10 protein-coding genes are annotated in these 14689 nt (G+C 69.5%); 2 read left to right on the top strand and 8 right to left on the bottom strand.

What is annotated here, in order from left to right; all coding sequences use genetic code 11:
• The first annotated feature begins 252 nt into the window (after positions 1–252).
• On the top strand, positions 253–3285 hold the full coding sequence (locus tag ACFY3D_RS08370; RefSeq protein ID WP_389976420.1) for a family 16 glycoside hydrolase: 3033 nt from the start codon (positions 253–255) through the stop codon (positions 3283–3285).
• 130 nt (positions 3286–3415) lie between these two features.
• On the opposite strand, the gene ACFY3D_RS08375 is transcribed toward ACFY3D_RS08370, so the two are convergent.
• The 4 genes from ACFY3D_RS08375 to ACFY3D_RS08390 all read right to left on the bottom strand — a co-directional run bounded on the left by ACFY3D_RS08375 (position 3416) and on the right by ACFY3D_RS08390 (position 6767).
• Positions 3416–4438, bottom strand: coding sequence for a LacI family DNA-binding transcriptional regulator (locus ACFY3D_RS08375; RefSeq protein ID WP_389976423.1), 1023 nt, complete (start codon positions 4436–4438; stop codon positions 3416–3418).
• A 263-nt stretch (positions 4439–4701) separates the two neighbouring features.
• Positions 4702–5187, bottom strand: coding sequence for a hypothetical protein (locus ACFY3D_RS08380; RefSeq protein ID WP_389976426.1), 486 nt, complete (start codon positions 5185–5187; stop codon positions 4702–4704).
• Positions 5188–5805: 618 nt separating this feature from the next.
• Complete coding sequence (locus ACFY3D_RS08385) at positions 5806–6111, bottom strand: DUF2470 domain-containing protein (protein ID WP_350943100.1); 306 nt, start codon at positions 6109–6111, stop codon at positions 5806–5808.
• 146 nt (positions 6112–6257) lie between these two features.
• Positions 6258–6767, bottom strand: a complete 510-nt coding sequence (locus ACFY3D_RS08390; RefSeq protein ID WP_350943099.1) for an FABP family protein — start codon at positions 6765–6767, stop codon at positions 6258–6260.
• Positions 6768–6834: 67 nt separating this feature from the next.
• Here ACFY3D_RS08390 and ACFY3D_RS08395 point away from each other — a divergent pair, with 67 nt between their 5' ends.
• The gene (locus ACFY3D_RS08395; RefSeq protein ID WP_350943097.1) at positions 6835–7197 is read left to right on the top strand and encodes a DsrE family protein; all 363 of its coding nucleotides are present in this window, start codon (positions 6835–6837) and stop codon (positions 7195–7197) included.
• Between the two features lie 55 nt (positions 7198–7252).
• Here ACFY3D_RS08395 and ACFY3D_RS08400 read toward each other — a convergent pair whose 3' ends face one another.
• The 4 genes from ACFY3D_RS08400 to ACFY3D_RS08415 form a co-directional block, all read right to left on the bottom strand.
• Positions 7253–7969, bottom strand: coding sequence for a type 1 glutamine amidotransferase (locus tag ACFY3D_RS08400; RefSeq protein ID WP_389976430.1), 717 nt, complete (start codon positions 7967–7969; stop codon positions 7253–7255).
• Positions 7959–9245 carry a MurT ligase domain-containing protein gene (locus ACFY3D_RS08405; RefSeq protein ID WP_386208520.1) on the bottom strand — a complete coding sequence of 429 codons (1287 nt, stop codon included), beginning with the start codon at positions 9243–9245 and terminating at the stop codon, positions 7959–7961. The genes ACFY3D_RS08400 and ACFY3D_RS08405 overlap by 11 nt, the downstream gene beginning before the upstream one ends.
• A 221-nt stretch (positions 9246–9466) precedes the next feature.
• Positions 9467–12439: an ATP-binding protein gene (locus ACFY3D_RS08410; protein WP_350943093.1), complete on the bottom strand. Its 2973-nt coding sequence runs from the start codon at positions 12437–12439 to the stop codon at positions 9467–9469.
• Positions 12440–12712: 273 nt separating this feature from the next.
• Complete coding sequence (locus tag ACFY3D_RS08415; RefSeq protein ID WP_389976434.1) at positions 12713–14659, bottom strand: hypothetical protein; 1947 nt, start codon at positions 14657–14659, stop codon at positions 12713–12715.
• Positions 14660–14689: the final 30 nt, after the last annotated feature.

Raw genomic sequence — 14689 nt, forward strand, 5'->3', positions numbered from 1 at the left:
CTTTTCACTCGACTCGCCCGAAAAGGAGCACAGTTTCCGAAATGCGCTGGATACGAGCATCCAATCCCTTGCCCGGCCCGCCTCCGCCAACCCTGAGCGACAAAAGGGACATTCACTCGCGAACCACCCTTCGAAGGACCTCTTGACCGCCGCCCTGTCTTCTGTTTACGGTCGAAAGCGCTTTCCTAGGAAAACGCTTACCTGTCCGCTGATCCTGACCGCACGTCCACCCCCCAGCCACTGTGAGGGAAGATGGATCACAGCACGCCCCCGACCACCAGCCGGCCCAGACGCAGGCGACGGTGGTTCGGCGCGGCCGCCACAGCCGCCGCTGCGTTGCTCCTGCCGTTCCTGTCGACGCCACTCCCCGTCCACGCCGTCTCCCAGGCCGACATCCCGCCCCAGGAACCGGGCGTGACGATGCGCGTGTACGACGTGCAGGTCGCCCTGTTCGACTACTGCGTGCTCAAACCAGGCCAGACACCCAACATCGACAAGGTGATGCCGACGATCGACTGGACGACCACCGCGGACTTCGGGTTCGCGAACCAGTTCGTCACCGAAGTGAGCGGCAACCTCAACATCACCACCGCCGGGACCCACGACTTCCGGCTCATCAGCGACGACGGCGCACGGTTCTTCCTCGACGGCACCCAGGTGATCGACCACCCCGGCCGCCACGGCGCCACCCCGAAGGACGGCTCGATCGACCTGACCGCGGGCTACCACGCGCTGCGCATCGAGCACTTCGACGCCCAGTCCACCAAGCGGCTGCGGCTCGAGTGGCGGCCACCGGGCGCGACCGGCTACACCCTCGTGCCGACCTCGGTGCTGAGCACCGACTCCGAGGTCGTGCGGGTCACCTCACCCGGCCGCAAGCAGTGTGAGGGCGTCACCGACGCCCCCGGCGACGGGCTGCCGCTGACCGGTGTGCACCCGGCCTACACGCTGACGAACCTGCGCCCGGACGGCTTCCAGCCGCAGGTCACCGGCATGGACTGGCTGCCGGACGGCCGGCTGGCCATCTCCACCTGGGGCGGTGACCGGGTGACCGTGCTCGGCGAGGTGTACCTGCTCGACGGCGTCACCGGCAACACCGACCCGAGCAAGGTGACCACCAAGCGGATCGCCCACGGCCTGCAGGAACCGATGGGCCTCAAGTACGTCGACGGCACCATCTACGTGTCGGAGAAACACCAGCTGACCGCGCTCGTGGACAAGACAGGCGACGAGGTCACCGACGAGTACCGCAGGATCGCGACCTGGCCGTTCAGCGGCAACTACCACGAGTTCGCGTTCGGCCTGCTGTACAAGGGCGGGTACTTCTACGTCACCACGGGCATCGCGATGGTCCCCGGCGGCGCGACCGCCAACCCGCAGCCCGTTCCCCACCGCGGCAGCACCCTCAAGATCAACAAGAAGACGGGCGAAGTGACCTATGTGGCCAGTGGGCTGCGCACGCCCAACGGCATCGGCTGGGGGCCGGGGAACGACATCTTCGTCACCGACAACCAGGGCATGTGGGTGCCGGCGTCGAAGCTGGTGCGGATCAAGGAGGGCGCCTTCTACAACCACTACGTCAACCCGAGTGGCACGTACGACGACCAGCCGGTGACCGAACCCGTGCTCTGGTTGCCGCACAACGAGATCTCCAACTCGCCGAGCAACCCGATCGTGCTGCCCGACGGCGTGTTCAAGGGCCAGATGGTGTTCGGCGACGTGACCTACGGCGGTCTGCAGCGCGCGTACCTGGAGAAGGTCGCGGGCGAGTACCAGGGCGCCGTGTTCCGCATGACCCAGGGGCTCGAGTCCGGGGTGAGCCGGATCGGCCTCGGCCCGGACAACGCGATCTACACCGGCGGCATCGGCTGGGCGGGCAACTGGGGCCAGGCGGGCAAGCTCAGCTACGGCCTGCAGAAGCTCAGCCTCAACGGCGCCGAGGCGTTCGACATCCGCAAGATGCGGGCCGTCAAGGACGGCTTCGAACTCGAGTACACGCAGCCGCTGTCCGACGAGACCGCGCAGAACCTCGCCGCCAAGTACAAGGTCAAGCAGTGGCGGTACGTGGCGACGCCCCAGTACGGCGGCCCGAAGATCGGTGAGCAGACCCTCGAGGTCACCTCGGCGACCCTGTCGAAGGACCGCAAGAAGGTGACGCTGAAGCTCGCGGGCCTGAAGCCGGGCCACGTGGTGCACGTGCACTCCCCGCGCCCGTTCGACTCGGCGTCCGGTCAGGAACTGTGGAGCACCGAGGCGTGGTACACGCTCAACCGGCTGGCCGACGGCACGACGGCGCCGGCCGAGTACGAGGCGGAGTCCGCGAAGCTGGCCGGTGGGACCGGCTGGAACACCAACCACGCCGGCTACTCGGGCGCCGGTTTCGTCGACCGCAACTGGGAACCGGGCGCCAGCACCACGTTCGCCGTCCGCGCCGACAAGGCCGGCCGCCACGACATCGAACTGCGGTACGCGAACGGCCCCAACTCGATCCCCACCAACCCGCCTTCGAAGTCGATGAGCCTGTACGTCAACGGCAAGAAGGAGAAGCAGATCTGGCTCGCCCCCACCGGGGCCTGGGCCAACTGGGCGACCCAGACGGAGACGGTGACGCTGCGCCCCGGTGCGAACACCATCGCCTACGTCTACGAAGCAACCGACTTTGGACGCGTCAACCTGGACAAGATCACGGTGACGCCGTCGAAGAAGCGGATCACGCTGTTCGACGGCACCAACCTCGACGCGTGGGAGACGACGTCCGGCGGTCCGGCGACGTGGCCCGTGGCGAACGGGTCGATGGAGTCGCTCGGCGGTGACATCCGCACGAAGGAACGGTTCGGCGACTTCCGCATGCACATCGAGTGGTACCAGCCGCACTACCCGCCGGAGGTCACCGGGCAGGCCCGCGGCAACAGCGGCGTGTACATCTACGAGAGCTACGAACTGCAGGTGCTGGAGTCCTACGGGCGACCCCCGGAGCTCAACGGCGCCGGCTCTCTTTATCTGAAGAAGGCGCCGGACGTGAACGCGGCGCGGCCGACCGGTGAGTGGCAGACGTACGACATCGAGTTCCGCGCGGCGCGCTTCGACAACGCGGCCAAGAAGGTGGAGGACGCGCGGATAACCGTGAAGTGGAACGGAAAACTGGTGCACGACAACGTGGCCATCGACGGCCCGACCGGCGCGGGCAGAGCGGAGGACCCCGCCCCGGGCAAGATCAAGCTACAGGACCACGGCGACCCCGGCGACAACCCACGATTCCGCAACGTCTGGATCGAACGGCTCTGACACCACCGAGCCCCTGACCCCGCGATGGTGACCCTCGCGACGCCCGGCGTCGCGAGGGTCACCCTTCACGCATCACCGACGGGGAGACCCGCCTCCCACCGAACAAGGCGCCCGGCACGGGGAAGAGGTGCTACCGCCGCGCCGGGCCGGCGCTCTCCCGGCGGATGAGCTCCGCTCCCACCCGCACGATACGCAGCACGTCATCGCCTTCGGCCGGCTGCAGGGCGAGGATCACGGCGCGGGCGCCCATGTCGGCGAGCGGGAGACGGATGGTGGTGAGCGCGGGGGTGACATCCGACGCGATAGGCATGTCGTCAAAGCCGATCACGCTGACCTCGTCGGGAACAGCGATGCCACGCGAACGCAGCAGCGCGAGGGCGCCGATGGCCATCGAGTCGTTGAGCGCGGCTATGGCGGTCAGCTTCGGCTCAGCGTCGAGCAGCGCCGCGGCGGCGGCCATTCCGCTGGTGCGGTCGAAGTCGCCGTATGCGATACGCCGGGTCGGCAACCTTCGTCCGTGCTCCCGCGCAGCGCGGCGCAGCCCGGCGAGCCGGTCCGTGGTGGTGGTCATCTGCTCAGGACCGGCGATGACCCCGAACCGCCGGTGGCCCAGGGTGTACAGCTCAGCGGCCAGCAGGTAGCCGCCCTTCTCGTTGTCGGGCAAGACGGCGTCGCCGACGTGGTCATGGCGGCCGATGACCACGGTTCGGCCGCCGGTGGCCTGGTAGACGCGCAGCTTGCTGTTCATCTTGGCGGTGAAGGCGTCGTCATGGTAACCGGAGCCGGCGAGAATGATCGCCGCGACCTGATGGGCACGCAGCAGCTCGACGTATTCGAGTTCTCTGTCCGGGTTGCGGTAGCTGTTGCAGGTGATGACGAGTCGCCCGTTTTCGGTAGCGACACGTTGCAGCCCACGGATGATCTCGGCGAAGTACGGGTCTGAGACGTCGTGCACGATGACGCCGATCGCGCTGCGGTGCGAGCGGGCGAGGAGCTGAGCGTGCGCGTTGGGCACGTACTGCAACTCCTCGACGGCGGCCAGCACCCGCTCACGCAGAGCTTCGGCCACGGGCTTGGGGTTGCCGTTGATGATCCGCGACACGGTGGCTGACGATACGCCAGCCAGACGTGCGACATCAGCCAGTGTCGCCACAGATCCAATCCCTCCCCGTGCGGTTTCACCCAGAATAGCCACTCAGGAAAGCCCTTGCCTCAGCGTCGGGAGCGATCAGCGCACCGAGTAAGCGCTTACCTTGCAGCTCGCCGTCCGCGGAGCAAGACGGGTGCCGGTCGGCCGCGACCAGATGAGCCCACAGCGACACACAGGTCTCCCTCGCAGGAAACTCACAATTTTACCTTATATTACATTAAACCCAAATGCACAATAATGTCGTAGCGGCTTTTCGCCACTCACATTTATCGGGAAAGACCGCTTGGGTTCAAGCTGTCGTCGGTCCACGTCGCCAAGGAGATGCGGCTGATGTTCACCTCGCGACCGAGAATTCGTTCGGCCGCTCGCGCCGCGTCGTAGAGCTCGTCCGCGGATCCCACGACGAGAACGTCGATATCACGTGGCGGCGGTCCGGCCTGATTCGCGGATCGAGCAGCCCAGGAGCCGTAAATGTACGCCTCGTCGATGCCGGAGATCGGCTCAAGAAGAGGCGGCGGGACGGCCGCCGGACCGAAGATCACCACCAGTAGATCGGTCAGTGGCCGCGCGACGATCGTGTCAGGATTGGCGCGGACAAGACGAAGGTTGCCGTGTCGCCTCTCCGACGTCAGCCCGGCATCCATGAGCCGGTCCACCTCACGACTCACCGTCGCCCGGGACGAGCCTGTTCGTGCGGTGAGGTCGGTTATCGAATACTCGTTCTCTGGATGCAAATACAGCCAGGCGAGCAACTCCCTTGTGACGTTGGAACGGAGTAGAGGCAGCAGCAGAGGTGGCATTGCCCCATAGATGAATACTGCCATCCACCTGTAGCAAGTAGTTCACTTCAGGCGACCATTCGAACACCTATCGTGGCGATATTCGCACAGGGCGCCGGCGGCGGTCGAACGATCGGCTCCGGCCGCCGTGGCGTCCCGCCAACCCCCTCGCCGAGCCGCATCAGGGCTGGTCAGAGGGCGGGCTCTGGAGGGCAGAGGCGGGTTTGGAAAATTCATTTGCCTCGAGGGCGCGGAGTTTCATAACGTACAGGCACGCCGAAAGGAGGTGGTCCGAACGATGGTTGATCATAGTTGGGCTAGCGAGGTGGCTGTCCGCTAGGACGCCGCGACCGGACTCTGTCCGGGCGTCAGGCGACGTTCGGCGAATCCACGACAATCACCGGAACCCCGGGCCGCCGGAGGCGGGCGATCCCGCCTGTAGTCCACCGGCCCCCCTGCCGAGCAGGGGGAAGTGGCCCGGGGTTCTTCCCTTTCCCGGCTCCTTCTTCTCGATCACCTCTCCCCGTTCAGAAGGAGTCGGTGGGCAAGGTCCACCCGGCGGCGTCACCTCGTACGGCGGGGATCCGACGGTCAGTGCTCGCCGCGTGCGGGGACGCCGAGGGCGGTGCAGGCGTCACGGTAGAGGCGGACGACCTCCGTACGGACCTGGGCGCGTTCGGTCAGCGTGGTGCTCCAGGGAACCCGGACCGTGACGTCCCGCCCGTCGACGACGGCGGCGAACTCGATCGCCTCGGCGTCGACACCGGTCGTCGTCGCGCCGGTGGCCTCGGGTTGCCCGCCGAGGCCCCTGCAGATCAGCAGCGCGTCGTCGGCGTGGTCGTCGTTCATGTGGCGCTTGATCGCCTCGACCACGTCGGGGGTGAAGGGAGTGCTCATGTCCCAGAGCGTAACCAGCGCCCCGCCTCACCCGAGCGCGGGTGCCGGACACTCACCCGAGCGCGGGTGCCGGGCGCCCCGCCTCACGCGCCGTCGGGACGAACCCCACCGGGTGGCCCCACCGAGCGGACCCCATCGGGCCGGCCTCACACCTCGTCGGGCACGAAGTCGCCGACCCTCTTGAGCTCGGCCGAGATGTGGGACTGGAGCGGCTGCCCCATGGAGGCCATGTCGTACGCCCACATCAGGTTGCCGTTGACCAGGCCGTAGAGGCGGTGGCCCGCGGTGTACTCCTTCGCGGTCGCGGTGCGGGCCACCACGTCGGTCTGGAGCTCGATCTTGTTGAAGACCACCTCGCCGACGTAGATCTCCACGATGCCCGTGGGGTGTGACAGGCACACCTCAAGCTGACGGCCGGGAAGCTGGCGCCAGAAACCGGTCTCGGTGCCCAGCGGGCGGACCTTGCCGCCCTCCTCGTCGAGCAGCCAGGTGCGACTGCTGTAGGTCAGGAACGGCTTGCCGTTGTGACCGAAGACGATCTCCTGGCCGAAGTTGAAACTCTCGATCGTCGGATATCCACCGACCCCGGCGCCTTCCCATCGACCCACGAGGAAGGAGATCGGCTCAAGATCGGGATGCAGTTCGGGAACGTCCATGGAAACGAGCCTAGAGCCGCTGCGATATGGTTCGCGCCGGTGATGCCGGGCCGCATAGGCTGCGAACATGGCACGATCACTGGTGATCAAGGTTACCGCGGGCGAAGACTCGCCTGAGCGCTGCAATCAGGCCTTCACCGTGGCCGCGGCGGCGTTGGCGAGCGGCGTTCCCGTCTCGCTCTGGCTGACGGGCGAGTCCGCCTGGTTCGCCCTCCCCGGACGGGCGAAGGAGTTCACCCTCCCGCACGCGGCCCAGCTCGGCGACCTGCTCGACGCGGTGCTCGCGGGCGGCAGGGTGACCCTGTGCACGCAGTGCGCGACCCGACGGGACATCACGGTCGACGACGTGATCGAGGGCATACGCATCGCGGGCGCCTCCACCTTCGTGGAGGAGGTCCTGGAGGAGGGCGTCCAGGCCCTCGTCTACTGAGAGCACCGGAGCACCCGCTGCCGGCGGAGACGCCCCGCCGGCAGGAGCCGCCTGATCAGCGGGGCAGCACCGCGGTGAGGCGCTCCTCGCGAAGCCGGTCGAACCAGGAGTCGTCGATCGGCGGCAGCTGGGCGCCCACCGCCCAGGTGAGCAGCAGGTCGGCGAGGCCGGGGTTGCGGGCGAGCGCGGGACCGTGCAGATAGGTGCCGACGATCTTGCCGGTGTAGCAGCCCTCGGTGCCGTCGCCGTTGCCCGTACCGACCGCCGTCCGGGCCAGCGGCCGGATTCCGGCCCCGAGCCTGGTGACGCCCATGTGGTTCTCGAAGCCGGTGAGCGTGGAGATGCCCAGTGCCGGGTCCGCCTCCCCCGCCAGCTCCCCGACGGCCCGGCCCTGACCGCGCCCGCTGGAGATGTCGATCAGGCCGATGCCGTCGACCGGCTGGCCCTCCTCACCACCGAACGTGGTGCCCATGATCTGGTAGCCCGCGCACACGGCGAGCAGGGCCGCGCCCCGCTGGATGGCCCGGTGCAGGCCGCCGTCGCGCCGGAGCCGCTCGGAGGCGAGGATCTGCGGCCGGTCCTCACCGCCGCCGATGAGGTAGATGTCGCCGCTCTCGGGAACCGGGTCGGCCGAGCGTACGTGCACGGTCTCGACCGGGATGCCCCGGCGCTTGGCGCGCTGCTCCAGGACCAGGACGTTGCCCTGGTCGCCGTACGTGCTCAGTAGGTCCGGATAAATCCAGACAAGGCGCAGGGCGCTGTCAGACTGCACGACCGAACTCCGATCGGATCTGCTGGAAGGCGGTGTAGTTGGCGATCACGTCGACCTTGCCCGACGGTTGCGCGGCGAGCGCCTGCTCGAACGAGTTCGCCAGTTGGAACGGCACGTCGGCCACGTCCAGCCGGAGCGCGAGGTCGAGCCGCCGTTCGCCGGTCACGAAGACCGGCCTGCCGCGCAGCACGCGGTAGTCGACGTCCCACAGCCATGAGGTGTCGCGACCGTCGGGCCCCTGGGCGTTCACCGAGAGGATCACCGGAAGCGAGGCGTCGAGCACGTCGAAGGCCTCCAGCCATCCGGCCGGGTTCTTGGCGAGCAGCAGCCGGGCGTGCCGGCCGTCGCGTTCCACCGTGGTGTATCGGCCGGCGACCGACTTCACCTCGCGCAGCCGGGGCAGCGCCCGCTCGACCGGCAGGCCGAACACCTCCGCGGTGGCGAGCGCGATCGCCGCGTTGGCCCGGTTGGCGCGCCCGGGAAGCTGGATGTCGAGCACCCAGCGCTGCCCGCGCGGGTCGATCACCGCGTCGTCGTCGAGGACCCAGGACGGCTCGGGCCGCCGGAAGGTGCACTCGCGGCAGGCCCAGTCGTTCTCCCCCGCCGTCGAGGCGGCACCGGCGCCGATACTGCCGGGCGGGACGTACTCCATGCCCTTGCGGTCGAGGGGGCCGCCGCACTCGGGGCAGCACCAGGAGTCCTCCTTCCACGGCTGTCCCGCCGACACCCAGGTGACCGAGGCCGCGGTGGAGGCGCCCCAGGTCACCAGCGGGTCGTCCGCGTTGGCGATCACGTGGGTGTTCTTGCCGGCGAGCGCCCGCCGCCATTTCTGGGCGAGCAGCCAGATCTCGCCCGCCCGGTCCATCTGGTCGCGGCTGAGGTTCATCAGGCAGACGACCCCGGCCCCGGTGGTGTCGATCACCTCGGGCAGGTATTTCTCGTCGACCTCCAACACGCCGTACGGGGCGTGCTTGGCCGACGACAGCGCCGAGACGTGCCCGGCGGGCATGTTGGCGCCGAAGGCGTTGGTGGCGACGTCGCCGAGCTCCGACAGCGCGGAGGTGATCAGGCGGGTCGTCGTCGTCTTGCCGTTGGTCGCGCTCACCAGCGCGAGCTTGCGGTCGTGCGCGAGCTTGCGCAGAAGATCGGGCTCCAGGACCAGGCTGACCCTGCCCCCGATCACCGATCCGTCCCCACGCCCGGTGACCCGGGACAGGGTCGCGGCCGTCCGGCCGAGAGCGGTGGCGAGCTGCGCCCGCAGCGGAAGCTGAGTCATACCGTCTCCTCGCTTGGCGACCCGTCACGGGACGACCCGGCGGCCGACCGGCCCGGCCGCGGGACCGGAATCACCGAATCGTTCATGCCGCAGATCTTAGCCCTGCTTCGGCACCGTCACCCCCGGAGGCACGTCACACGCACCCCTCGGTGACGGTGAGATGGGGAAGCCTTCGCACCCGGTGAGAAAGCACCGAAAAAAGCCGACAAACAACACTGTCCTCACCCCTCGGTGAAGACGAGTTCCGCCGACTCCGGCGAATCCTCGTCGAAGGGCTGCACGAACCGGCCTGGCCACGACAGCACACTCTCCAGCCAGCCGGCCCCCATGGCCTGGGACACGTGCCGGAGCCGCTCCGCCGGGTCGAGGCCGATGGTGACCGTGAGGATGTCACGCTCCACGCTCTCGCGGTCGTCGTCACCGAGGATCACCCGCCAGGCCAGCTCCCGGTTCCTCTCCACCTCCATGGACAGCGGGTGGTGGCGCAGCGCCTTGGCCCGGTGGCCGAGCAGCTCGGTGCCCCCGGCCGGACGGTTGAACAGCGCGTACTCCATGACCGGCGCGGAGCCGCGAGGGTTGGGCGCGGGCTGGCCGTGCGGGAAGAGCCTGTCCACCTCGTGCAGCCACCGCACCTGCGGGATCACCCAGGCGGGTCCCGGCCGCTCGCCGGGGTCGCGGTCGGGGCCGAGCAGCCTGGTCGCGACCACGGCGACCTGCTCGGTCAGCGTGGTCGGGTCGTTCACGGTCCGCAGCGACCACGCGCGACGGCCCACGCAGCGTTCCACCGCCGTGGCCAGCAGGCACTCGCGCCGTCGCGGCGGGAGATCCGCCCAGAGGCCGGCGAGCGCCCTGGGCACTCCCGGCAGCGGCCGGTTGGTGCAGAACGCCAGCACCAGCGTGTCGGCCCAGATCCGCAGCCACGCCCAGTCGGAGGCAGCGGCGAGCAGGTCCGCCTCGCGCAGCTCGACCAGCGTGCACGCCCGGCCGGTGCGGCACTCCTGCCCGCAGGCCGCCGAGCGACGGCCACAGATGGGCGGCATCTGGCCGGGGACCGGACGCTCGCGGTCCTCGCCCAGCGGCACCTGGACGCGCAACGGCCGGTCCATGCCGTCGGCGAAGACCGCGGCGACACCGGGAGGGAGCGAGACGACCTGCCGGGACTGCTCCTCGCTCAGGTTCGTCGCCGCGCCGACCAGCTGGCGGTCGTCCTCGGCGGGGAGCCGGTGGATCACCTTCAGCGCGGTGTTCTTCACCACGTCGGAGACGAGCTTCGTGGGGATCTGCTCGGCGACCACGATGCCCTCGCCGTACGCGCGGATCTCGGCGAGCATGCCCGCCAGGAGTTCGACGGCGTGCGTGCTGGCCCGCCCCGCGCCCCGGTCGCGCAGCAGCCGGTGTGCCTCCTCGATCACGATGACGTGCTTGAGCCCGCTGCTGCGCTCCTTCCTGGCCCGCATCCGCAGGTGCTCCACGATCCGGATGATCAAGGTGCCCATCAGGAACGCCTTGTCCTCGTCGTTCGCGACGTCCTCGATCGCGAGCACCACGTTGCGCTGGAGCAGGTCGCCGATGTCGGCGGGGTGCCCGCCCTCGAAGAAGCGGCCCGCGGAGCCCACCCGCAGCGACCGCAGCCGCAGCGAGATGAAGCCCTCCACGTCGGCCTGGACCTCCTTGCCGTAGCCGATCTCCTTGATCACGTCCATCGCGTGCTGCTGGAGCTGTTCGAGGGTCGGCACGGCGGGCCGGACGGCGGCGCCGGGGGCGGCCCAGCCGGTGACCACGTCCCAGCCGTTGGCCTCGTACACCCGCTGCAGGGCGAGCGACATGATCTGCGGGAACGGCTCCTCGGCGTCGAAGGCCGCCATGAACAGGGCTCGGACCATGTCGATGTGCGCCTGGACCGGGTATCCGGGCTCGGGGGCGAGCGGGTTGACGCTGAACGGCACGCTCTCCGGTGCCGACGGGTTGATCACGGTCACCGGGGCGAGGTGCTCGATCCTGCCGCCCATCGAGGCGTACTCGGACTTGGCGGGCTCGATCGCGAGCCACGGGATGCCCGCGCCGGTGAGCTGTTCCAGCAGATGCCTGACGGTCTGCGACTTGCCGGAGCCGGTGGCGCCGGTGATGAACGCGTGCCGGTTGAGGGTGGCCAGCGGGACCTTGAACGAGCCGACCGGCCTGTCCTGGCCGTCGAGGATGGACCCGAGCTCGACGGTGAGCTCGCCGGGCACGGTGTCCGCCTCGCTGGTCACGTCGAAGAAGCCCGCGTCGAGGACCCGTACCCCCGGCACCTCCCGGTGCGGCAGCCCGGCGAGAGCGGCGAGCGCCCCGGCGGTGGCCGCGAACGGGGAGGCCGCGCCGTCCGCCGGGTCCTGCAGGGTGGTCGCGAGCGCCTCGGCGAAGCCGTAGACGGGACCGGACAGCGCGCTGCGCAGGCGGTAGGGGTGGTGGCTCATCTCGGCGGAACCGACGAGCACCGGGGCGATCTGGCGCAGTTCCTCGGGACCCGCGGCGCCGGCGAGCACCCGGACGTTCCAGAGCCCGGCCTCGCGAAAGGCGTCCAGCTCCTGCATGCGCCGCTCGGCCCGTTCCGCGTCGTAGCGGGAACGCTCGGAGGCGTCACCGTACTGCCGCAGCACGTTGAGCTGGGTGCGCAGGTGCGCGACCTCGGCGTCGAGCAGGTCGGTCTGCTCGGCCACCACCAGCCAGGCGAACGGCCGGGACATGAGCGTGACCAGCGTCGACTCGAAAAGCGTGGGCCGCCTGATCTCGTCGGCGTCCGGCTCTCTGCGTCCGCCGAGCGGAGGTGCCTGACGTCCCGGGCAGACGGTCCAGGCGAGGTCGGACAGGTCGCGGAGCCATTCGTCGCCGATCCGGACGCCGCGGGCACCGCTGGGGAAGAGCAGCGGTTCCGGACCGCCCGGGACCTGCTCGGCCTCGGTGGCGGCCCTGCGGGGCGGACGCGGCGGGGTGAGCGGCCCCGCGTTGGTGATCAGCTCCAGCGGGGCGCCCGACCCTCGCGAGAGCCAGCCGACCACGAAGGGCCGGTTGCGCTGGGCCGTGGAGAGCACCGCGGGCAGGACGGTGACGAAGTCCCACTCCGCGGAGGAACTGCGCGAGGGCGCCGTGATCGCCTGGATTCTGTACCAGGGCCCTGTCAGGGCGTTGGGCGGACGGGACACACTTGGCTGCATTTGGTCTCCACCCGGGGGACCCGGCTCCAGGCCGGAGGGTTGACGCTTCACGGATCGCTCCGTTGTACCGGCCGACGCATGATCGAGATCGAGGGTAGGTCACCCCCGCGACCACGGTCGAACCTGACTCGGGGCTCGCACCCTGGTATTGACCATCCCATTACGACATACGGACGCCTCGTTGACGCACCCGGCGAAAACATCGCCGCCCGAACGATCCTCACCCGAGTTCCCACCCCCTGAGCGGGCCCCTCGGCGTGGACCGGAATCTCATCAGCGACGGCGCCAGTCGAGCCGCGCCGGAGGCGGGCCGAGGTTGGGCGGCGCGTCCTCGAACGCGCTCGACGCGCGCGGCTCCGGCTTCTTCTCCTGCGCCTGTTCCAGCGCGGCCTCCTTGATCTCGTCGAACTCGCCCAGCGTCGTCTTGGGGAAGGTCAGTATGGCCGGGTTGGCGTCGGCGAGGCGGACCCTGCGGCCCTCGGCGGTGGCGTCGGTGACGATCACCGAGGTGGTGGGGAGCTGCTGGAGCTGATGGGGCTCGACGAGGAACTCCCTGGAGCGGTGCAACACCCGCTCGGTCTCCCCCATCGCCTTGGTCGCACGGCGGCCCCACTCGGTGGACTCGGTGATGTCCTCCTTGAGGTCCGTGTGGTTCACGTCGCGCTCCTCGTCGCCCTCGTCCGCCTGGCCGACCGTGGAGACGTAACCGCCGTCCATCCCCGCCCCCGCGGCACTGATCGTCTCGGTGAGCTGGGCGAGCTCCAGGCGGTGCTCGGTGCCGACGTGCTCGCTGGCGATCCGGGCGTCCTCGGCGTTGCCGAGCCGCATGAACGTCACCGCCGCGTGCCCGCGCCCGAGCCGCTCCCGTACGGTCGGGGTGAGCGCGCGGTAGGTGAGCACGAGGCCGGTCCTTGAGGTCTCGCAGGCGTCCATCAGCCGGTCGAGCACGTCGCCACGGAGTTTGTCCGCGCCGGCGACGATGATCGTGTGGTACCACGGCCGCTCGGAGGCGGGCGACTGGCGCAGGATGTGGGTGAGCGCGGTCGCGACGTACGTGCCGAGGACCCGGTTGCCGAACACGCCCGCCTGCCGGTCCATCGACACGACCCGCAGGCGCGCGGGCGGCAGGCGCACCGCCTCGGAGCCGAGGGTCTCCAGCTTGCGCAGCTGCGACTCCAGCGCCCACGCCCGCTCGATCACCACCCGGTCGCTCACGCCCCGGCCGAACAGCGTGCCGATCCGCTCCAGCTGGGTGGCGGTGATCAGGCCGAACCGCAGGTCCTCGCGGGGGTCGCCGACCTGGGCGAGGGCACGCAGGGCGGCGGTGACCTGGTTGATCGTGGCACTCTCGCCGAGGACCTCCAGGACCCGCTCCAGGATGGCGTTGTCGAACGACAGATCCCTCGTCGTACGGTGCTCCTCGCTCACGCTCACGACGTGGGCGAGAACGTCGGCGAAGGCCTCCGGGGCGAGCGTGGCGCCCAGGTCGAGCCGGGGCAGGTCGACCGGCAGCACCCAGACCAGCGGGTCGTCGCCACCCCTGCGCGCGAGTTCGATCAGGTCCTTGGCGATCGCACCCTCGGACAGGTCGAGCACGGTCAGGTGGCCGCCGCTGTAGAGACGGGTCGCGCCGAGCAGGGTGATCAACGCCGACCAGCCGGGCAGGGTGCCTCCGGCCACGTCGATCCGGTCGATCTCGTCGGGCACGGCCACGGCGTACCAGGTCAGCTGGCGATCGTGGCGCTCCTTCTTCTCCGCCCACTCCCGGTATCGGGCGGCGTGCTCCTCCTGGGCGAGGAAGAGCTCCCGCTCACGTTCCTCCCGCAGCCGGTCACCCGCCACCTCGCGCTCCTTGATGCGCTGGCGTACCGCCCGGTCGCCCTGGTAGACGGCGTAGCTGCAGAACGCCGCGATGCCACCGGCGGCGATCACCCCGACGGCGGCGAACGACCAGCTGAGCATCTCGGTGAGTCCGAGGACGAGGATCAGGGTGGCGAGCGCGGCCATGAACCCACGGACGATCTTGACCGGCCGGTTCAGCAGGTCCTCGTTGAGGCGTTCCCTGCGCACCCACTCGGGGTCGAGCGGCTCGGGAGGATTCTCGACGGGCGAGGGTCGCTTAGGAGCCGGACCCGGATCAGGGTGCAACAAGGCGTACTGCCAGCCCAGGTAGATCCGGTCCGCCTGGAGCTGCGCATGCTCGGGATGCACGTCCGCCACGGAACCTCCGCCATCGGGCTCATCGAAAGC

It is taken from the genome of Streptosporangium sp. NPDC000509, assembly GCF_042898365.1.
Classification (GTDB): Bacteria; Actinomycetota; Actinomycetes; order Streptosporangiales; family Streptosporangiaceae; genus Streptosporangium.